Below are 18,287 nucleotides of genomic sequence, written 5' to 3' on the forward strand. Positions count from 1 at the left end.
TTTCCTACGGGCGAAACTTAGGGTTTCAAATTAGCGGGTAGGCCCTGGGGGAAATCCTCGGCGATGTCGCGCTGCAGTTCCTCAATTCGGTTGCCGGGGTTGGGGTGAGTGCTGAGGAATTCGGGCGGGCTGCTGCCCCCGCGGTTGGCACTTTCCAGCACTTCCATTACCTGAATCATGGCGCGGGGGTCATAACCAGCGGCGGGCGTAAAGTCAACGGCCAGCCGGTCAGCTTCCAGCTCGTCTTCCCGGCCAAAGCGCAGGGTCAGCAGCTTGCCCACCATTGCGGCGGCGGCAGCACTGGCCGCCGTACTCGGCCGCTCCGGGTCGAAAAGGCCAATGGCGGCGGCGCCGGTCAGGCCCTGGGTCAGGCGGGTTTTAGCAATCTGCTCGGCCGAATGGCGTCCTACTACGTGGCCGATTTCGTGCGCCAGTACGCCGGCTACCTGCCCCTCGGTTTTGAGGTTTTTCAGCAGGCCCGCCGTAATAAATATCTGGCCGCCGGGCAGCGCAAAGGCGTTGATGGTGTTTTCATCGGCGAGCAAGTGAAACTGAAACCGGTAGGGCGACTGACTGGCTTTCGTGCTTTGCACAATCTGCTGGCCGATGCGTTCTACGGCAGCGGCGGCTTGCTTGTCGGGGTGCAGGCCACCGTATTGTTGCGCCATTTGGGGGGCTGCTTGCAGGCCCAGGGCTATTTCCTGGTCGGCCGACATATCAACGTGCTGTACCTCACCCGTCACCTCGTTTTTCTGCGTGTTGCAGTAGTACGGGATGAAGGCAAAGGCGGCCATGACCAGCGCTATTATAAAACGAAGGTTTCCTCTCATGATTGGTGTAGGGAAGGGAGTGAATAGGGCGAAAATAAGGCCTGATGGGCTCTAGGGCTTGTAACGCGAAGCTTACGGTAGGGTTGCTAGCTCACCTGCCGAACCCAAACGCTGCTGGCCTTCGTATGAACCACTATTCCGGCCTGCTCCGCAGCGGGCTGCTCTCCTCCACCGCAACGTCTATCAGTCATGAATCAGAAACGCACCTTCGGCAGCATTCTCACTATCTTGGGCATCATTGGTATCATTGCCGGTGCGCTGGGCTTCCTGCAAATCGGTGGCTTAGGCTTGAGTAAGATGAATTCTCTTGTGCCCTTCTTCGTTGGCTTAATTTTCTTTTTTGCCGGCATCAACCTGGTCAAAACTACCAGCGACCGGGCTTAGGTAGCCACTTGGCACCCACACAAACGACCACGCCCCGCTTCTGACTGTGTGCAGAAGTGGGGCGTGGTCGTTTGCTGTATTATAGCAGTAACTGAAGCTCTAGCTTAGATGAATTGGCAAGCCTTTGGTACGCGCAAAGGCGTATAAAGCCGAATCCAGGTTCAACCAAGCGGACTGGTAGCTGCTGCTGGTCGGGCCATTAGCAAATAACACCGTCCCGCCCTTAATAGAGCGCACAATAGCTGGGGTCTGGTCAACGGGTAGGGCCGGGCAGCCCTGGCTGCGCCCCAAGCGCCCGTGCTGGCGAATGAACTCCTGGCTTACATACTCTGCACCGTGTACTACTACGGCCCGGCTCAAGGCATTCGTATTGTAGCCGGCATCTACTCCGTGGAGCTTCAGCGACAGGCCGTGTTTGCCCTGGTATGTAGTGCCGGTTACGTAAAAGCCCAGGCTGCTCATTTCGGAACCCTCCCGGTTAGAGAAAGTGCGGGCGTATTCTTCGCCCGTAGACTTGCCGTGGGCTACCAATGTATGGTGCAGCAATCGGCCTTTGGCTACGTCAATGACCCACAGCCGCTTTTGGGTGCTGGAGCGGCTAAAGTCAACGATGGACAGAATTTGACTGCGGCTGCTAGCCGTACCGCGCTGCTGCAAGCTATAAAAGCCGATCAGGGCTCGGCGGTACACGTTCAGGGGTAGGCCGGTCGGGGTCAGGTTAGCTTGCACATAGGAAAGGGCTACGTGCTGCTCGAAAGCGGCCGTTACAAGGGCCTTTTCCTGGGGGCTCCAGGCTGCGGCAACTGGTGCCTTGTCGCGGGAAGGACTCGTCGGCGCGGCTGCCAGCGGAGAAACAACCAAGAAGAAGCTAAGGAGTACTGCGGCGGCGCCAGTTAACACGTTCGTCATCGGCTAAATCAGTCGGGCGAAGTAAATTGCGGTGGTAAGAACCAGTATTGTTGTCCTGGGCAGCTCAAAAATAGCACTTTTCTTCAACTACCCTTCGGGTTCCTAACTCATTGCTCTTGCAAACCGTTCCCTATTCCCTCCCCCGATTTGTTGGCTGCTTTTTACTGGCCGTGCTACTGAGCAACTGCGGGCACGCCTTACCCGACTTCCCTGGCTTTGACTCCGTGGCCTGGCGCAAGGATGCTTACGGGTGCCAGAGCCAGCGGGCGACACTGGTACCCATTCTGGAAAAGCACCGGAATGAGCTGTATGGCGCCCGACTTAACGACGTCACTGCCCTGCTTGGTCACCCGGATGAAGAGGAATTAGGCGAGCAAAGCGACAAAGTATACGTTTACTACGTGGCTGCTGGCCAACAATGTACCCCTGGACATCCTCGCTCCACCCGCTCTCGGGTCCTGCTTCGTAGCGGGGCTACCGGCACCATCACCGAAGTAATTTTACCAGTAGTTACGTCTAAATAAAGTATAATTATTCTCCTACATCCGGCTGTATTTGCCGGAAAGGCAACTCTAGCTTCTGCCTAATTTCAGCCTCTGTAGCCAGTAAAGCACAAGGCCGCTCCATGTAGTATGGAGCGGCCTTGTGCTTTGTAATGATCTGCAAAAAACCAGCTAGTAGAAAAGAGGGTTTAGCCCAATCCACCTTCGTTGGAATTAGCGGGTGGAGTAGGCGACGAGTCTCGCTTTTGCTCCTCCCGGAAAAGGCTTAACTGAGAGGGAGTCAGAATACGACCACACTCAGCCTCGTACTGCGCTTCGAGTTCGGCAATTTTGGCGGTGCGCTGCTGGCTATCCTCCACGTATTGCCACTGAATTTCCTCTAAACGAGCAAGCTTGACTTTGTTAACCTCGCGTAGCTTGATGAACTGAGCCTCATTTAAGTGCAATTGTGCACTCATCTGCCGGGTTATTTCATCAACTCGCTCAACCGAAGGGTCAGTGTCTCCGGGCCGCTCTGCATACCGGTCCCGGCGCTGGGCAAGAGCGGCGGAACTCAACGAAGCAACAAGTAAAAAAGTGAGTAGTATGGTTTTCATATGAAAACGGGTAATCGTGCAGGAATGAAAGTGCTGGTGTTGGATAAACGAATCTTGTTAAAGAAAAATTCAGCTCAACCGCACTCTTTTGTTTGTACAAATATATACAAATTTAAGCACAACAACTTCGGCTAATATTTTTTTTGTATAAGTATTTATAAGAATAAACATGTTTATAATTCTACTCCTATATAGCTGTATAAAGAGTAAAGCCAGCCTAATAGGCTGGCCTTACTAGTGCTTCACTAAAAACTCTCGGGTTACTCAATTTCAGTAACAGGCTTATGGTCAGGGCTTTTATAGTACTGCATAGCCACCAGCGAGATAATTACGCCCGACATGGCTCCTTGCAGGATGATGGCCAAGAAGGCAATGGTTACCGACAAATCGAATCCAAACAGGTCCTGAGCCCGGATTCCGTCCATAATGTTGCGGTTTAGTACGCCAGCATACAGGATAAAGAAGAAGGCAAAAATCACTGAAGCCACAATGGCCGTGATAATACCAGTGCCAAAACCATGTAAATAAGGCATCCGGTCTTGCCGGAACCGCTTGTAGTTTACGATAGCCAGGCAGATGCCAACGGCCAGGATGACTCCATTAAGAAAACTAAACTCAATACGTTCCGACAAGCCTGTTAGGGAAGCAATCAGAAAGTATAAAATCATGCCGCCAGCCGTGAACAGGCCGTAGCGAATGCCATTCGTTTCGGGGGTAATGCGTGATGCTGCCATACAATGAAAGAATCCAAGGTGAGTGAAGAAGGAACGGTAGAGGGTAAGGCCCCGGGAACTACGGGTAGCGGGAGTTCTGTTTTCCCTGTGCTGCCGGCCCGGCTGTCTTCCATCAGTTACTTTTTATACCGTATTGTTTGGCAGCTGGTTGTGTATTCGGTTTGCTTTTTTTTCTAATCTGGTTCATTCCGGAATATGTATCCCGGCGGGCAGTGGCATTTTGCGTATTTTTGCGCGCCAATGCCAGCAGCTCCCCCTGCTACCGCGTTGTTCCAGTAAGTTTCTCCGCACACATTTGATATGATCAGCACCTCCAACGTAAGCCTGCGCTACGGCAAGCGCGTATTGTTCGAAGACGTTACGATTAAATTCATGCCCGGCAACGTGTATGGCCTGATTGGGGCCAACGGCGCGGGCAAATCTACTTTTCTAAAAATCCTGTCCGGGGAAATTGAGGCCAACACGGGCTCGGTTGACATGCCTAAGGGCGCGCGCCTGTCGGTGCTGAAGCAGGACCAGTTTGCCGCCGATGCTTTTCCGGTGTTGCAGACGGTGATTATGGGCCACCAGCGCCTGTGGAAGGTGATGGAGGAGAAAGATGCCCTATACGCCAAAGCCGACTTCTCGGACGCTGACGGGGAGCGGGCCGCCGCTTTGGAAGGCGAGTTTGCCGATTTGGAAGGCTGGAACGCCGAGTATGAAGCCGCGGAGCTACTCTCCGGCCTGGGTATTTCGGAAGACAAGCACCAAACCCTCATGGGTGACTTGGGTACCTCCGATAAAGTGCGCGTACTGCTGGCTCAGGCCCTGTTTGGTAACCCCGACGTGCTGCTGCTGGACGAACCCACGAACGGCCTCGACGCCGAAACCGTGCTGTGGCTGGAAAACTTCCTGGATTCTTTCCAGAACACGGTAATTGTAGTTAGCCACGACCGTCACTTCCTCGACGCGGTGTGTAACTACATGGCCGACCTGGACTTCTCGAAAATCACGATGTACCCGGGCAACTACTCGTTCTGGTACGAGTCCTCGCAGCTGGCCCTGCGCCAGCGCCAGGAAGTGAATAAAAAGACCGAGGACAAGCGCAAGGAGCTCGAAGAGTTCGTGCGCCGCTTCTCGGCCAACGCGTCCAAGTCCAAGCAGGCTACTTCGCGCCAGAAGCTGCTCCAGAAGCTTACCTTGGAGGAAATCAAGCCTTCGTCGCGCAAGTACCCGTACATTGCCTTCAAAGCGGAGCGCGAGGCGGGCAACCAGCTGCTGACGGTAGATAACCTGAGCAAGTCGGTGGATGGTCAGACCATTTTCCGCAACGTGTCCTTCTCGCTTGACAAAAAGGACAAGGTAGCCATCATCAGCCGCGACGACCGGGCTGCTTCCCTCCTATTCGACATCCTGTTCAACGAAACCAAGCCGGATACCGGGGATTTCAAGTGGGGCACGACGATTACGCCGAGCTACTTTCCCAAGGAAAACACGGAGTTCTTCAATACCGACCTGAACCTGGTGGACTGGTTGCGCCAGTACAGCACGGAAAAGGACGAGTCGTTTATCCGGGGCTTCCTGGGCCGGATGCTGTTTTCGGGTGAGGAGTCGCAGAAAAAGTCCAACGTATTAAGCGGGGGCGAAAAGGTACGCTGCATGCTTTCCAAGATGATGATGGAAGGCGGCAACGTGCTGGTACTCGACGACCCAACCAACCACCTGGATCTGGAAAGCATCACGGCCCTGAACAACTCCCTGCGAGACTTTAGCGGCACCCTGGTTTTTGCTTCTCACGACTTGCAGGTAGTGGAAACCGTAGCCAACCGCATTATTGAGCTGACGCCGGACGGTATCATTGACCGCCGCATGAGTTACGAAGAGTACTTGGCCGATGAGAATATTAAAGCGCAACGCCAGCGCATGTATCAGTTGGTTTCGTAGTTACGTTCTAGCAGGAATATGAAACGACTTCTGTTCTTACTGCTTATGGGGGGGGCCAGCCTTGGGTTGGCCCCTACCGTTTCGGCCCAGGTGACGGACACGACCCGTACCGTGAAGCCCCAATTGAACACGGCCCCGCCTGGCTCCGCTCCTGCCCCGGCGCGGACCCCACCGCCCGTGTACCAACCCACGCCCACACCTCCCACTGAGCCGGTGCAACCGGGCGTTCCAGCCTCCAACGCCCCCTTCGACCCCAACCGCCCCTCCGGCCTTGACCTGCCCCAGCGGCCCGGCGTAGCGGCCCCCGAGCTCCCGATGCGGCGCTACTTTCTGTATAGCAACTTTGGCTTGGGCTTCAGCAGCCTCTACGGGTTCAACCAGTTTAGCGCCAGCTTAGCGCCGGCCATTGGCTACCGGGTATCCAAGCGGTTCGCCATCGGTCCGGGCATCTCCTACGCCTATAACAGCTACTCCGCGCGGGGTTATGAGAGCATCAAAACAAATAGCCTGGGCCTCAAAGGCTTTGCGCAGTTTATCGTGTTCGACCAGTTCTTCCTGCACGGCGAGTACGAGGTGACCAAGGCTGAAGTCTTGTATCAGGACCAGTCTACTGGCCAGTTGTTTAAAGGCGACCTCACGGTGAAAACGCCTCTGGCTGGTGCGGGCTACCGCCAGCAAATCGGGGACCGGGCCGCCGCTGATATTGTGGTGCTGTACAACTTCAATGATGGCATCAATGACATATACGGGCAACCCGTTATCCGTTTCAGCTTCCTGTTTGATTTGAAATAGTCATAGAAAAGAAAACACAAAAAAGCCTGCCTCATATGAGGCAGGCTTTTTTGTGTTTTTCGGACTAAAGAATTCCACTACCAAGTGGAATGACGAAGCTAGTTATACTACCCGCCCGCCGCGGATAACACGCAGCAGAATGGCGATGATGGCAATAACAAGCAGAATGTGAATCAGGCTGTTGCCTTGGATACCGGTTCCGAGTACACCGAAGAAGCCCAGGGCCCAAATGATGATCAGAATGACGGCGATGATATACAGTAGGTTACCCATGATGAGAGGAGAGAGTTGGTGAAAGGTTAGGGAGAGTTCAGAGACAGAAACCATGTATCTGGGTGAGAACTTGGTTAGGGCTGCATCTGCGGTTTTGTACGCTGGCGTTATGAAAAAAGGTTTATCAGATATTCATATTTTTTTTCTGGTTTACATAGCTCGGCTATAAAAACCGCCTTTAAACGCCGCTTGGCCTATTTTAAGCAGTTAAAAATAAAGTATAGAAATAACCAAATGTCCTAATTCAACATTGAGGCGCTCCGCTTTCCGTGTAGCTTTGCGCCGCTCCAGGAGCCGGTCAGGCTCCCGGGCTTCCTCCCCACCCAACCTCATTTCTTATGCTTAACGTTGCCGTTATTGGCTCGGGCACTATGGGCAATGGCATTGCCCACGTATTCGCCCAGCACGGGTTTCCCGTGGCTCTTATTGATATCAACCAGCCGGCTCTTGACAAAGGAGTGGCCACCATTGGGAAAAACCTGGACCGGCAGGTGGCAAAGGGCGCACTTACCGACGCCGACAAAACCGCTACCCTCGGCCGCCTGACTACCTACACAAGCGTAGCTGAGGGTGTGCGCAACGCCGATTTAGTGGTGGAAGCAGCCACGGAAAACGTAGAGCTGAAGCTGAACATCTTCCGAGAACTGGACCAGCACGCGCCGGCCGCCGCCATCCTGGCTTCTAACACTTCCTCAATTTCCATTACCAAAATTGCCGCCGTCACCAAGCGCCCCGACAAAGTAATCGGGATGCACTTCATGAACCCGGTGCCGGTGATGAAGCTGGTGGAAGTAATTCGGGGCTACGCTACTTCTGACGAGGTAACGGCTCGCATCATGGCACTTTCGCAGGAACTGGGCAAAACTCCTACCGAAGTAAACGACTACCCCGGCTTTGTGGCCAACCGCATTCTGATGCCCATGATAAACGAGGCTATTTACAGCCTGTACGAAGGGGTAGCCGGGGTAGAAGAAATTGACACGGTAATGAAGCTAGGCATGGCTCACCCCATGGGTCCCTTGCAGCTCGCCGACTTCATTGGGCTGGACGTGTGCCTGGCCATTCTGCGGGTACTGCACGAGGGCTTGGGCAACCAGAAGTACGCCCCGTGCCCGCTGCTGGTGAACATGGTAACGGCCGGCCGGCTGGGCGTCAAGTCCGGGGAAGGCTTTTATTCCTGGACCCACGGTAGCAAAGAGCTGGTGCTGGCCGAGCGTTTCCGCAAATAACCCAGCCTCGCCCGAAGCAGGTAGCAACGGCCCTTTCCGATACGCTCGGGGAGGGCCGTTGCGGTTGGGCTTGCCTGAAACCTTTGGCGCCGAAATTCGCTTATAGAGGTTCAATTTTGCCTTCGACTCTTACTACGATATCAATGGAACAAGCCACATTTGGCGGCGGCTGCTTTTGGTGCACCGAAGCCGTATTTCAGAACCTGAACGGGGTGCAGAAGGTAGTATCGGGCTACACGGGCGGACGCATCGCCAGCCCTACCTATAAGGAAGTGTGCAGCGGGCTGACTGGCCACAACGAGGTTATCCAGATTACGTTCGACCCGGCCGTTATCAGCTACCAAGAGCTGCTAGAGGTATTCTGGAAAACCCACGACCCGACTACCCTTAACCGCCAGGGCAACGACACTGGCACGCAGTACCGCTCGGGCATCTATACCCACAACGAGGAGCAGCAGCGCACGGCTGAAGCCTACAAGCAGCAGCTGACGGCAGCCAATGCCTTCGATGGCCCCATTACCACCGAAATTCTGCCCCTCACGGTGTTCTACCCCGCCGAGGCCTACCACCAGAACTACTACAACCTGAACGGCTCCCAGCCCTACTGCCAGTTTGTGGTGAAAAGCAAAGTGGACAAGGTGAAAGCCGTGTTCGGCGACAAGCTCAAGGCCGAAGCCCGCACGTACTAGCGTGCGGCCTAGCCTTAACAAGCAGAGCCCGCCCTGATGTTGTCAGGGCGGGCTCTGCTTGTTAACGGGCAACCCGTTGGGGCCTGGCGGCACGTAGCCAGGCGCGGCGGCGGTTACTGCTGCTCCTTCAAGTCAATCTGGAAGGGGCCATGTTCGCGGCCGATGGCGTAGAACAGGGCTACCTGGTTCATGAGGGTGCGCGCGTACAGGTCGAGGGCGCGGGTTTCCAGAATTTGGTTGTTTTTCACGATGATAAAGCTGACCAGCTCGCCGGGGTAGGCGCCATCTTCGCCCAGGGGCGGAATAGCCTCGAAGGGCGAGTGCGACTTTACCGGGATGAACTCGTGCTTGGGCAGTTCCATCAACGTTTTCTCCCCGTACGGGATAAAGCCTTTCAGGTGCGAGTAACGGTAGTTCGGATTCCAGACCCAGCTGCCGTTAAAGATGTAGTACTCATCGGTGCCCAGGCGCAGGAAATCCCGCAGGGAAACGTTGACGCCCACGCGCCAGTTGGTGCGCTCCTCCAGGTTCTGCTGAATAAGGGCGAGGCGGGTAGGGTCCGCTACATCGGTCAGACTCTGGGTCAGCCGGGCGTGTATAACCAGTTCGCAGCCGGCATACAGGTTTAGCAGTTGCTGGCGCCAGGCGTTCTGGGCGCCCAGTTGGTAGGCATCAGCCCGGCTAAACTCAAAGAAGTTGTGGGTGTAGGGGCCGGCAATGGCTACCCCGTCGCGGCCGTTGGGCTCGGCCCACTCCACCAGAAAGCAGGGCCGGGTACGCCCGTCAACCCAGGGCAGCTCCCGGTTAAAGGCCACGCGCGTTTGCACCAGCTCGGGGTCAATGTTTAATTCCTGGGCTACGTAGTCGCGAACTTCGTCGCGGGCCTGGGCCGCGGACACTACTGATTTAAGGGAACTCATCAAGAATAGAATCGGGGGGGATTGAAGCGGGGAAACTACCCACCGCAGCGCAATATCCTGTATCTGGCCGTGGAAAAAAAGTACCCTGGCACAACGTGCGCAGGGTACGTTCGGGAGCAGTTGCCAGCCGAAGCCAGCCGCCTGTGAGGCTACACAGCTACGTTATGCTCGCGGAGGGCGTCGTTGAGGGAGGTTTTCAGGTCGGTGCTGGGCTTGCGCTGCCCGATAATCAGGGCGCAGGGCACGTGGTACTCGCCGGCCGGAAACTGCTTGGGCAAGGAGCCCGGAATGACCACGGAGCGGGCCGGTACGTAGCCCCGGTATTCCTTGGGCTCGGCGCCGGTTACATCAATGATGCGGGTGCTGCCCGTGATGGTCACGCCTGCCCCAATTACCGCTTCCTTGCCCACGAAGCAGCCTTCCACCAGAATGCTGCGCGAGCCGACAAAGGCCCCATCTTCCACGATAACGGGCGCGGCCTGCACGGGCTCCAGTACGCCGCCAATGCCCACGCCCCCGCTCAGGTGCACGCCCGCCCCAATCTGGGCGCAGGAGCCAACCGTGGCCCAGGTATCAACCATGGTGCCTTCGCCTACCCAGGCGCCGATGTTCACGTAGCTTGGCATCATGATAACGCCGGGCGCGAGGTAGGCGCCGTAACGGGCTACGGCCGGGGGCACCACGCGCACGCCCTGCTGCTCGTAGTTGGCCTTGAGCTGCATCTTGTCGCGAAACTCAAAGGGGCCTACTTCAATAGTTTCCATTTGGCGGATGGGGAAGTACAGAATAACTGCTTTCTTCACCCAGTCGTTTACCTGCCAATTGGCGCCTTCCGTGGCTCCGGGCTGCGCCACGCGCAAACGGCCCTTATCAAGTTCTTCAATTACGTGCTGAATGGCCTCCGTGGTGGCCGCTTGCTGCAACAGGCTCCGGTCGTTCCAGGCAGCCTCAATCAGGGTTTGGAGTTCAGACATCTACAATCTGGTTGTCAGGTGATTTTACGTTGGGTGCCCGCACCGGAAGTGCTTCGCGAGGGAGCTTGCTACCGCACGCCGCGCCTCTCCGCCGGCAACTAACAAGCAAACTTACCATCTTCACGGCCAATATGCCGCCTTCCCTGACCATTTTACTCGCCTCGGTGCTCAAGCCCCTCGACGATACCCGGATGCTGGGCAAGTTTGGGCGCACCCTAGCCAGCCGGGCCGGAACGCGGGTGCACGTAGCCGGCCGCCTCGCGCCTACCCCCTCCGGGCTGCCGAACAACCTGCACACCCACGCCTTGCTGGATGGCTCCCGCTTGAGTTTGGGCCGCCTGGTGACTCAGTGGCGGTACTGGCAGTTGTTGCGGCAGTTGCAACCACAGGTAGTGCTAGTACACGCACCGGAGTTGCTACCCCTTACCGTGCTGTGGAAGGCCCTGGGACCGGACCGGCGCTTTATTTATGATGTGCGGGAGAATTACGCCCTCAACATTCAAACCCAGCAGGTGTACCCCGCCTGGGCCCGCACTGCGTTGTCGGCTCTGGTCCGGGGCCTGGAAACCCTGGCGGCCCGGGAGGCTACGGCCGTGCTGCTAGCTGAACGCAGCTACGCGGAGGAGTTGCCGTTTGCTACGCCTGGCAAGACGCTGCTCATTGAAAATAAATATCAGCCCTACCCTGCTCAGGCGCCGCTGGCAACTGCTTTTCCGCGCCGCCTGCCCGCGCCCACTGAGCCCTTACGGGTGGTGTATTCCGGTACCATCTCGGAGCTGAACGGCGTATGGGAAGCCATCCGCTTTGTCCGGCACCTGCGCGCTGCCTGGCCCCTGGCCCACCTGACCATTATTGGGGCCTGCCAGCAACCGGGGCTGTTGCCGCGCCTGCAAGCGGCCGTGGCCGCCGCCGAAGGCGCCGTAACGCTACGGGGCGGGGCCGAACTGGTGCCCCACGCCGAGGTGGTGGCGGAAATCCAGCGTAGCCACTTGGGGCTGCTACCCTACCGGCCTCACCCCAGCACGGCCCGGTGCGTACCCACCAAGCTGTTCGAGTACCTCGCCCAGGGCTTACCCCTGCTCGTGCCGCCCAACCCGTTGTGGGAGCCGCTGGTGCAACCCCACGGCGCGGGCGTTGCCTTTGACTTCCAGCAACCCGACTACCCAGCCGCGGCCACTCTTTCAGCCGCGCTTAGGGCCCGGGAGTACTACCCGAATGGGGCACCGGTGGAGGCTTTCTGGACTTCCGAAGCCGAAAAATTGCACCAGCTTATGGATTCTCTATAGTAACTGCCGACCTTTGCGGCCCGTTTACGGCGCAGGGCTCGAATTTTTCTACCTTCGACTCCGTTTCTCAGACCTACTGCTCCGCAAATCCCCCCTTGATGAACACAACTCTCCGAATGTCTGAAATTGCCGGTGTGGGCCACTACGTGCCCGACCGGGTAGTAACCAACGCCGACCTCACCACCCTGATGGAAACCACCGACGAGTGGATCCAGGAACGCACCGGTATTCGGGAGCGGCGCTGGTTTGAGGAAGGCAAGGACACCACCGCCAACATGGGGGCCAACGCGGCCCGCAAGGCCCTGGAAATGGCCGGTCTCACCCCCGATGACGTGCAGATGATAGTATTTGCTACGTTGTCGCCGGACTACTTCTTTCCCGGCTCCGGCGTGCTGCTGCAGCGGGAGTTGGGCATCAAGGACCCTATTCCGGCCTTTGACGTGCGTAACCAGTGCTCGGGCTTCGTGTACGCGCTGTCCATGGCCGACCAGTTCGTGAAAACCGGCATGTACGACACGGTGCTGGTAGTGGGCTCGGAGATTCACTCCTCTGGCCTTGATATCAGCACCCGCGGCCGTGGCGTATCGGTTATTTTCGGTGATGGTGCCGGCGCGGTGGTGCTGCGCCCCAGCACCCGTCCCGAGCACGGCATCCTGAGCACCCACCTGCACTCCCAGGGCGAACATGCCGAGGAGCTGATTGTGAAGGAGCCGGGCTCAAACCGTAACAACCGGGTAGATTACGTAGTGGCGAACGAGCTGGAAATGTACCCTTATATGAACGGGCAGAACGTGTTCAAACACGCCGTCGTCCGCTTTCCTCAGGTTATTAAGGAAGCCCTTGACCACAACGGCTACCAGCCCCAGGACATCAACATGCTCATTCCCCACCAGGCCAACCTGCGCATCACGCAGTACGTCCAGCAGAAAATGGGCCTGTCCGACGACAAGATCTTCAGCAACATCCAGCGCTACGGCAACACCACCGCCGCCTCGGTGCCCATTGCCCTGAGCGAAGCGGTGCAGGAAGGCCGCATCAAGCGCGGCGACCTGGTGTGCTTGGCCGCCTTCGGTTCTGGCTTTACCTGGGCCTCGGCCCTTATCAAATGGTAGTTTTTTTAATTAAGAACTAAGAATTAGGAATTAAGAACTGGCCGCTCCACGACCTGGCTACAGGTTGGGAGCGGCCGTTCTTAATTTTTTAATTCCTAATTCTTAATTCTTGATTCTTACAAATGCCTAGCTACACCGAGGAGAACTACCTGAAAGCAATTTATAAACTGGCGGAGGCCCAACCGGGTAGCGAGGTCAGTACGAATAGCGTAGCCGAAGTGCTGCGTACTCGGGCGGCCTCCGTTACGGATATGCTTCGCCGCCTCGGGGAGAAAGGACTGCTCCACTATACCCGCTACCGGGGGGTAACCCTCACGGCAGAAGGCCGCCGCTTGGCCCTGCTTACCATTCGCAAGCACCGCCTTTGGGAGGTGTTTCTGGTGCAGCAGCTCGGCTTTACCTGGGACGAAGTGCACGACGTAGCTGAGCAGATGGAGCACATTGATTCCGACCTGCTCGTTCAGCGCCTCGATGAATTCCTGGGCTACCCCCAGCTGGACCCCCACGGCGACCCGATACCTACCGCCGAAGGTGTCCTGCACCGCCCCCAGCACCGCCTGCTGGCCGACCTCCGCCCCGGCGACCAAGGCATAGTTGTGGCCGTAAAAAACACCTCCGTGCCGTTCCTACAGTACCTCGATAAGGTAGGATTGAACCTGGGTACTCATATTGAAGTTTTAGATAAGATAGTATTCGATAACTCCTTTGAAATCAGAATAAACAAAGCCAAGGAACACCTCTTGTCTGCGGAGGTAAGCCGTAACTTATATATAACTGGCTAAGCCAACTTATGAAAACAAAGCAGTGCATGCTGGGGTCTTCTCAGGCCAAGCGTGGCCCTGTACGGGGCTGTATTTTCCCGCTTCATAACCCCTACCTTTGCGGCTGATACCATTTCCTCGCCGCCGTGGCCGTTGCGCTTCCTCCCTCGCTTTCCGATACCATTGTTGCCCTATCCACGCCGCCTGGCGCGGGTGCCATTGCCTTGGTGCGCTTATCGGGTCCCAACGCCATCCATCTGACTGATGAAGTATTTGCGGGCAAGCGACTGCGCGACCAACCCAGCCACACCCTCCACGTCGGAACCATCCGCGACGGGGCCCGAATCATTGATGAGGTAGTTGTGTCCTTGTTTCGGGGGCCGCACTCCTACACCCGCGAGGACGTGGTGGAAATCAGCACCCACGGCTCCGACTACATCGTGCAGGAACTGCTGGGCTTGTTGGTTCGTCGCGGGGCCCGGCTGGCCGAAGCGGGAGAATTTACCAAACGGGCCTTTCTGCACGGCGCCTTTGACCTGGCCCAGGCGGAAGCCGTGGCCGACTTGATTGCCGCCGACTCGGCCCTTTCGCACCAGGTTGCCATGCGGCAGATGCGGGGCGGCTTTTCTCAGGAGTTGAAGGACTTGCGCGGACGGCTGGTGCAGTTTGCGGCCCTGCTGGAGTTGGAGCTGGACTTCGGTGAGGAAGACGTGGAGTTTGCCGACCGCACCGGCCTGGTGCGGCTGCTGGAAGAAGTGCAGGCCCTGGTGCGCCGCCTGCTGCGCTCCTTTGAGTTGGGCAACGTTATCAAGCACGGGGTTACTACCGTTATTGCCGGCCGGCCCAATGCGGGCAAAAGCACCTTGCTTAATGCCCTGCTCAACGAAGAGCGCGCCATCGTTTCGGCCATTGCCGGCACCACCCGCGACTTGATTGAGGACGAAGTTAGCCTCGACGGCATCCGCTTCCGCTTCGTGGATACGGCGGGCCTGCGCGACACCACCGACGTGGTAGAATCCATTGGGGTAGAGCGGACCTTGAAGCGCGTTCAGCAGGCCGCTTTAGTTATCTATCTGTTTGATATTACGACCACTACCCCTACTAATCTTCAAGTAGAAATTGAAGCATTACAGCTACCGGTAGGCATTCCGTTGCTAGCAGTTGGCAACAAGCTGGATGTGGCTAGCGACACCGAGCAAGCAGCCTATTACAAGCGGCCTGACACTGTACTCATTGCCGCTTCCCGCGGCGACGGGCTCGATGAGCTACGCGAAGCCCTGCTGACGCGAGTGCGTGGTGAAGGCCTGGACCGCACGGGCTCCAGCACCATTGTTACCAACGTCCGGCATGCCCGCAGCCTAGAGCAGGCCGCCCTTCACCTGGAGGCTGTTGTGCAGGGCCTGGCAACCGGCGTAGGCACCGAACTGCTGGCAGCGGACTTACGGCATGCGCTGGCTACCCTCGGTCAGATTACCGGCGAAATCAGCAACGACGACCTGCTCACGAGCATCTTCACTCAGTTCTGCATTGGTAAGTAGCCCCCTCCTGATGGGCCTGCCGGCGGGTATGGCATCGACGGGGCTGGTTTACTCGGCAGGGGGAACTAGCGGCTTTCTGCCTGGGCAGAACATTTGGCCGGAAGAAATCTGGGCAGTTGGCCGTAAAAAATCCGGCTTTATGCCATACTTATCCGGTCCGGGGCTTTTCTTTGCGTTTCACCCCAACTCAAACAACAACCCGGGCCGGATTGTAGTATAGGCGCCAAACTCTCACGGGGTTTTACTGCTACTTGGTAATTCTTTAGTTTCGCCCCGCAACCCACCCTTCACCCTACGCTTATGGCAGAATCTGCTGAACTGATCCTCGACGGGAAATCGTACTCTCTCCCGGTTATTGAAGGCACCGAGCGCGAAAAAGCTTTCGACATTGGCAAGCTGCGCGACCAAACGGGCTACGTTACCCTGGACTCGGGCTACAAGAATACCGGCGCCACCAAGAGCGCCATCACTTTCCTCGATGGCGAAGAAGGCATTCTGCGCTACCGGGGCTACCCCATTGAACAGCTGGCCGAGAAGTCGTCGTTCATTGAAGTGGCCTACCTGCTGATTTACGGCAAGCTGCCTACCGAGGCTGAGCTGCAGAACTTCAGCAACCAGATTACCAAGCACACGCTGGTGCACGAGGACGTGCGCAAGATTTTCGACGGCTTCCCGTCGGCGGCCCACCCCATGGCCATTTTGAGCAGCCTGATTTGCTCGCTTACCGCCTTCTACCCCGAAAGCGTGTCGCCGGATCTGAGCAAGGAAGAAATCGACCTGAACGTTATTCGTCTCATGGCCAAGATTTCGACCATTGCCGCCTGGACGTACAAGAACAACATGGGTCACCCGCTGAACTATCCGCGTAACGACCTCGACTACTGCTCGAACTTCTTGTACATGATGTTTAGCTTCCCCACGGAGAAGTACGACATCGATCCGCGCATTGTCAGCGCCCTCAACAAGCTGCTCATCCTGCACGCCGACCACGAGCAAAACTGCTCTACCTCTACTGTACGCCTGGTAGGCTCGGCTAACGCCTCGCTCTACGGCTCGGTTTCGGCTGGCATCAACGCCCTGTGGGGCCCCCTGCACGGTGGTGCTAACCAGGAAGTACTGGAGATGCTGCAGGCCATTCAGAAGGACGGTGGCGACACGAGCAAGTTCATAGCCAAAGCCAAAGACAAAAACGACTCGTTCCGTTTGATGGGCTTCGGCCACCGCGTGTACAAAAACTTCGACCCGCGCGCTAAAATCATCAAGAAGGCGGCCGACGAAGTGCTGGCTGCTCTCGGCATTGATGATCCGCTGCTGAAAATTGCCCAGGAACTGGAGCAGGCTGCCCTGACCGATCAGTACTTCATCGAACGGAAGCTGTACCCGAACGTGGACTTCTACTCCGGCATCATCTACCGGGCCATTGGTATCCCGACGGAGATGTTTACGGTAATGTTCGCCCTGGGCCGTCTGCCCGGCTGGATTGCCCAGTGGAAGGAAATGCGCGAAAACAAGGAGCCCATTGGTCGCCCCCGCCAGATTTACACCGGCGAAACGGAGCGCGACTACACCCCGATTGAGCAGCGCTCCTAAGCTTCCGTTTAAGAGACTTACTGACGATAACAAAAAAGCCCGCTTCGGCGGGCTTTTTTGCATCCAGGAAGATTCTGGCTGTTAAAGATTTAGCGCAGGTTGGTGGCGGTAAAGTTTTGCTTTATGTCGTCGTAGGCGGCTAGCTGCTTGGGCCACAAGATGGAAGCCAGGTCCCATTCGTAGCGCATCTGCACGTCGGCGAGGGTTTTGTCGAGGCCCGCGGCATCAGAGGCAAACTGCTTGCGAGCCTCAGCCATTTCAGTGAGCAAGCGCAGGTTAAGCTGCCGAACCTTCACGTATTGACCTTCGCTGAGCTTGGTGCGCTCCGCCATGCGCCGGGTGAGTTCCGTGGCCCGGGTGGAGAGCTTTCCGCCGTCGGCGGGGGTAGCATAAGTAGTTCCTGCGGCTAGCAGCAGGGTAAATGCCAGGCAAATGAATCCGTTTTTCATAATGGTGTAGGGTTGGTGAAAGGTGGAAAACCAGAAATAAAAAGCGACTCAATAAGCAGGTAGCTAAATATATATTTTTACTATTAAATGTGTGATATACAGTACTTATAAAATCATGTCATTACGCGTTGCTCTACTCTGCCAGGCCCAACCAAAAAAGCCCGCCTATTGGTGGGCTTTTTTGGTTACACGGGTCTACTTAGGCGCGGCCCCAAGGGCCGTCATGCTGGTGCGGCTTTGCTGAAACAACGCCAGCTGAGCGGGACGCAACAAGGCGGTCAGGTCGTTTTCGTAGCGGCCCTGGGCATCGGCTAGGCGCTGGTCCAGCAGAGTAGGATCGGCAGCGAAGCGCGTTTTTAGGTCTTCCTGTTCCGCCAGCATCCGGATGTTCAGCTGCTTTACCCGCAGGTACTGTCCTTCATCCAAGCGAGCCTTGTCCGAAATAGAGCGTGTGAGGGCGGTTGCCCGCGCCTGCAGGCTGGTAGGTGCATCCGGCTCAGAACCAGCTACAGCAGCTCCCTGCAGGCCCAACAACAAACCCGCAAACAGAGTAATTTTTTTCATGGTGGTAGGAAATGAAAAGGATGAAAAGTGGGACATATTCAAGGCCACTGCCTAGCCAGCAAGGAAAGCAAGCAATTCGAATGAAAGGAAATGTCATCTTCCGAGGCTAAGCAGCGTGACCAAATATAGAATCTATTATTTAATAAAAAAAAGAATTTTTATAACTATTCTAGTCAAACACTTTTACTTGAGAGAGATATATGCCTCATTCTGAATCCCGTAATAATCGTA

At 56.6% G+C, this 18,287-nt stretch carries 20 protein-coding genes; 11 read left to right on the plus strand and 9 right to left on the minus strand.

Annotation, left to right across the window (positions count from 1 at the left end; genetic code table 11):
• Positions 1-17 precede the first annotated feature (17 nt).
• A complete protein-coding gene (locus tag IEW18_RS14575) occupies positions 18-830 on the minus strand; it encodes a M48 family metallopeptidase (RefSeq protein WP_188558591.1) in 813 nt (270 codons plus the stop codon).
• 189 nt (positions 831-1,019) lie between these two features.
• Between IEW18_RS14575 and IEW18_RS14580 the strand changes: the two genes are divergently transcribed.
• Positions 1,020-1,214 (plus strand): hypothetical protein, encoded by a 195-nt coding sequence (locus IEW18_RS14580; protein ID WP_188558592.1) that lies wholly within the window; start codon positions 1,020-1,022, stop codon positions 1,212-1,214.
• 99 nt (positions 1,215-1,313) lie between these two features.
• Here IEW18_RS14580 and IEW18_RS14585 read toward each other — a convergent pair whose 3' ends face one another.
• The gene (locus tag IEW18_RS14585) at positions 1,314-2,123 is read right to left on the minus strand and encodes a murein L,D-transpeptidase catalytic domain family protein (RefSeq protein ID WP_188558593.1); all 810 of its coding nucleotides are present in this window, start codon (positions 2,121-2,123) and stop codon (positions 1,314-1,316) included.
• 116 nt (positions 2,124-2,239) lie between these two features.
• Here IEW18_RS14585 and IEW18_RS14590 point away from each other — a divergent pair, with 116 nt between their 5' ends.
• Entirely contained in the window at positions 2,240-2,647 is a 408-nt protein-coding gene (locus tag IEW18_RS14590; RefSeq protein WP_188558594.1) for a hypothetical protein, read from the plus strand.
• Positions 2,648-2,814: 167 nt separating this feature from the next.
• On the opposite strand, the gene IEW18_RS14595 is transcribed toward IEW18_RS14590, so the two are convergent.
• On the minus strand, positions 2,815-3,222 hold the full coding sequence (locus IEW18_RS14595; protein WP_188558595.1) for a DUF4890 domain-containing protein: 408 nt from the start codon (positions 3,220-3,222) through the stop codon (positions 2,815-2,817).
• Positions 3,223-3,482: 260 nt separating this feature from the next.
• Positions 3,483-3,956 (minus strand): DUF4199 domain-containing protein, encoded by a 474-nt coding sequence (locus tag IEW18_RS14600; protein ID WP_188558596.1) that lies wholly within the window; start codon positions 3,954-3,956, stop codon positions 3,483-3,485.
• A gap of 300 nt (positions 3,957-4,256) precedes the next feature.
• On the opposite strand from IEW18_RS14600, the gene IEW18_RS14605 reads away from it, so the two are divergent.
• Both IEW18_RS14605 and IEW18_RS14610 read left to right on the plus strand, forming a co-directional pair.
• A complete protein-coding gene (locus IEW18_RS14605) occupies positions 4,257-5,879 on the plus strand; it encodes an ABC-F family ATP-binding cassette domain-containing protein (RefSeq protein ID WP_188558597.1) in 1,623 nt (540 codons plus the stop codon).
• Positions 5,880-5,897: 18 nt separating this feature from the next.
• The gene (locus IEW18_RS14610) at positions 5,898-6,671 is read left to right on the plus strand and encodes a hypothetical protein (RefSeq protein WP_188558598.1); all 774 of its coding nucleotides are present in this window, start codon (positions 5,898-5,900) and stop codon (positions 6,669-6,671) included.
• A 102-nt stretch (positions 6,672-6,773) separates the two neighbouring features.
• On the opposite strand, the gene IEW18_RS14615 is transcribed toward IEW18_RS14610, so the two are convergent.
• A complete protein-coding gene (locus IEW18_RS14615) occupies positions 6,774-6,944 on the minus strand; it encodes a lmo0937 family membrane protein (protein ID WP_188558599.1) in 171 nt (56 codons plus the stop codon).
• 338 nt (positions 6,945-7,282) lie between these two features.
• Between IEW18_RS14615 and IEW18_RS14620 the strand changes: the two genes are divergently transcribed.
• Positions 7,283-8,173 (plus strand): 3-hydroxybutyryl-CoA dehydrogenase, encoded by an 891-nt coding sequence (locus IEW18_RS14620; protein WP_188558600.1) that lies wholly within the window; start codon positions 7,283-7,285, stop codon positions 8,171-8,173.
• A 143-nt stretch (positions 8,174-8,316) separates the two neighbouring features.
• On the plus strand, positions 8,317-8,862 hold the full coding sequence (msrA, locus tag IEW18_RS14625) for a peptide-methionine (S)-S-oxide reductase MsrA (protein WP_188558601.1): 546 nt from the start codon (positions 8,317-8,319) through the stop codon (positions 8,860-8,862).
• A gap of 113 nt (positions 8,863-8,975) precedes the next feature.
• On the opposite strand, the gene IEW18_RS14630 is transcribed toward msrA, so the two are convergent.
• Positions 8,976-9,782, minus strand: coding sequence for a hypothetical protein (locus IEW18_RS14630; RefSeq protein WP_188558602.1), 807 nt, complete (start codon positions 9,780-9,782; stop codon positions 8,976-8,978).
• A gap of 149 nt (positions 9,783-9,931) precedes the next feature.
• Positions 9,932-10,756: a 2,3,4,5-tetrahydropyridine-2,6-dicarboxylate N-succinyltransferase gene (locus tag IEW18_RS14635; RefSeq protein ID WP_188558603.1), complete on the minus strand. Its 825-nt coding sequence runs from the start codon at positions 10,754-10,756 to the stop codon at positions 9,932-9,934.
• Positions 10,757-10,887: 131 nt separating this feature from the next.
• Here IEW18_RS14635 and IEW18_RS14640 point away from each other — a divergent pair, with 131 nt between their 5' ends.
• From IEW18_RS14640 to IEW18_RS14660, 5 genes are all read left to right on the plus strand, one after another.
• Complete coding sequence (locus IEW18_RS14640; RefSeq protein ID WP_188558604.1) at positions 10,888-12,042, plus strand: glycosyltransferase family protein; 1,155 nt, start codon at positions 10,888-10,890, stop codon at positions 12,040-12,042.
• Between the two features lie 116 nt (positions 12,043-12,158).
• A complete protein-coding gene (locus IEW18_RS14645) occupies positions 12,159-13,154 on the plus strand; it encodes a 3-oxoacyl-ACP synthase III family protein (protein WP_229728756.1) in 996 nt (331 codons plus the stop codon).
• Between the two features lie 122 nt (positions 13,155-13,276).
• Positions 13,277-13,936, plus strand: coding sequence for a metal-dependent transcriptional regulator (locus IEW18_RS14650; protein ID WP_188558606.1), 660 nt, complete (start codon positions 13,277-13,279; stop codon positions 13,934-13,936).
• Between the two features lie 125 nt (positions 13,937-14,061).
• On the plus strand, positions 14,062-15,453 hold the full coding sequence (gene mnmE / locus IEW18_RS14655; protein WP_188558607.1) for a tRNA uridine-5-carboxymethylaminomethyl(34) synthesis GTPase MnmE: 1,392 nt from the start codon (positions 14,062-14,064) through the stop codon (positions 15,451-15,453).
• Positions 15,454-15,753: 300 nt separating this feature from the next.
• A complete protein-coding gene (locus IEW18_RS14660) occupies positions 15,754-17,043 on the plus strand; it encodes a citrate synthase (protein ID WP_188558608.1) in 1,290 nt (429 codons plus the stop codon).
• A gap of 89 nt (positions 17,044-17,132) precedes the next feature.
• Here the strand turns inward: IEW18_RS14660 and IEW18_RS14665 are convergent, their stop codons facing one another.
• Positions 17,133-17,492: a DUF4890 domain-containing protein gene (locus IEW18_RS14665; protein WP_188558609.1), complete on the minus strand. Its 360-nt coding sequence runs from the start codon at positions 17,490-17,492 to the stop codon at positions 17,133-17,135.
• 195 nt (positions 17,493-17,687) lie between these two features.
• Positions 17,688-18,056 (minus strand): hypothetical protein, encoded by a 369-nt coding sequence (locus IEW18_RS14670; protein ID WP_188558610.1) that lies wholly within the window; start codon positions 18,054-18,056, stop codon positions 17,688-17,690.
• Between the last annotated feature and the right edge of the window lie 231 nt (positions 18,057-18,287).

It is taken from the genome of Hymenobacter glacieicola, from assembly GCF_014640315.1.
GTDB classification, from domain to species: Bacteria; Bacteroidota; Bacteroidia; order Cytophagales; family Hymenobacteraceae; genus Hymenobacter; species Hymenobacter glacieicola.

Coding starts and splice junctions, on each gene's coding strand:
- IEW18_RS14575 (WP_188558591.1), bottom strand. CDS start 830: ATGAGAGGAAACCTTCGTTTTATAATAGCGCTGGTCATGGCCGCCTTT.
- IEW18_RS14580 (WP_188558592.1), top strand. CDS start 1,020: ATGAATCAGAAACGCACCTTCGGCAGCATTCTCACTATCTTGGGCATC.
- IEW18_RS14585 (WP_188558593.1), bottom strand. CDS start 2,123: ATGACGAACGTGTTAACTGGCGCCGCCGCAGTACTCCTTAGCTTCTTC.
- IEW18_RS14595 (WP_188558595.1), bottom strand. CDS start 3,222: ATGAAAACCATACTACTCACTTTTTTACTTGTTGCTTCGTTGAGTTCC.
- IEW18_RS14600 (WP_188558596.1), bottom strand. CDS start 3,956: ATGGCAGCATCACGCATTACCCCCGAAACGAATGGCATTCGCTACGGC.
- IEW18_RS14605 (WP_188558597.1), top strand. CDS start 4,257: ATGATCAGCACCTCCAACGTAAGCCTGCGCTACGGCAAGCGCGTATTG.
- IEW18_RS14610 (WP_188558598.1), top strand. CDS start 5,898: ATGAAACGACTTCTGTTCTTACTGCTTATGGGGGGGGCCAGCCTTGGG.
- IEW18_RS14615 (WP_188558599.1), bottom strand. CDS start 6,944: ATGGGTAACCTACTGTATATCATCGCCGTCATTCTGATCATCATTTGG.
- IEW18_RS14620 (WP_188558600.1), top strand. CDS start 7,283: ATGCTTAACGTTGCCGTTATTGGCTCGGGCACTATGGGCAATGGCATT.
- msrA (WP_188558601.1), top strand. CDS start 8,317: ATGGAACAAGCCACATTTGGCGGCGGCTGCTTTTGGTGCACCGAAGCC.
- IEW18_RS14630 (WP_188558602.1), bottom strand. CDS start 9,782: ATGAGTTCCCTTAAATCAGTAGTGTCCGCGGCCCAGGCCCGCGACGAA.
- IEW18_RS14635 (WP_188558603.1), bottom strand. CDS start 10,756: ATGTCTGAACTCCAAACCCTGATTGAGGCTGCCTGGAACGACCGGAGC.
- IEW18_RS14640 (WP_188558604.1), top strand. CDS start 10,888: ATGCCGCCTTCCCTGACCATTTTACTCGCCTCGGTGCTCAAGCCCCTC.
- IEW18_RS14645 (WP_229728756.1), top strand. CDS start 12,159: ATGTCTGAAATTGCCGGTGTGGGCCACTACGTGCCCGACCGGGTAGTA.
- IEW18_RS14650 (WP_188558606.1), top strand. CDS start 13,277: ATGCCTAGCTACACCGAGGAGAACTACCTGAAAGCAATTTATAAACTG.
- IEW18_RS14660 (WP_188558608.1), top strand. CDS start 15,754: ATGGCAGAATCTGCTGAACTGATCCTCGACGGGAAATCGTACTCTCTC.
- IEW18_RS14665 (WP_188558609.1), bottom strand. CDS start 17,492: ATGAAAAACGGATTCATTTGCCTGGCATTTACCCTGCTGCTAGCCGCA.
- IEW18_RS14670 (WP_188558610.1), bottom strand. CDS start 18,056: ATGAAAAAAATTACTCTGTTTGCGGGTTTGTTGTTGGGCCTGCAGGGA.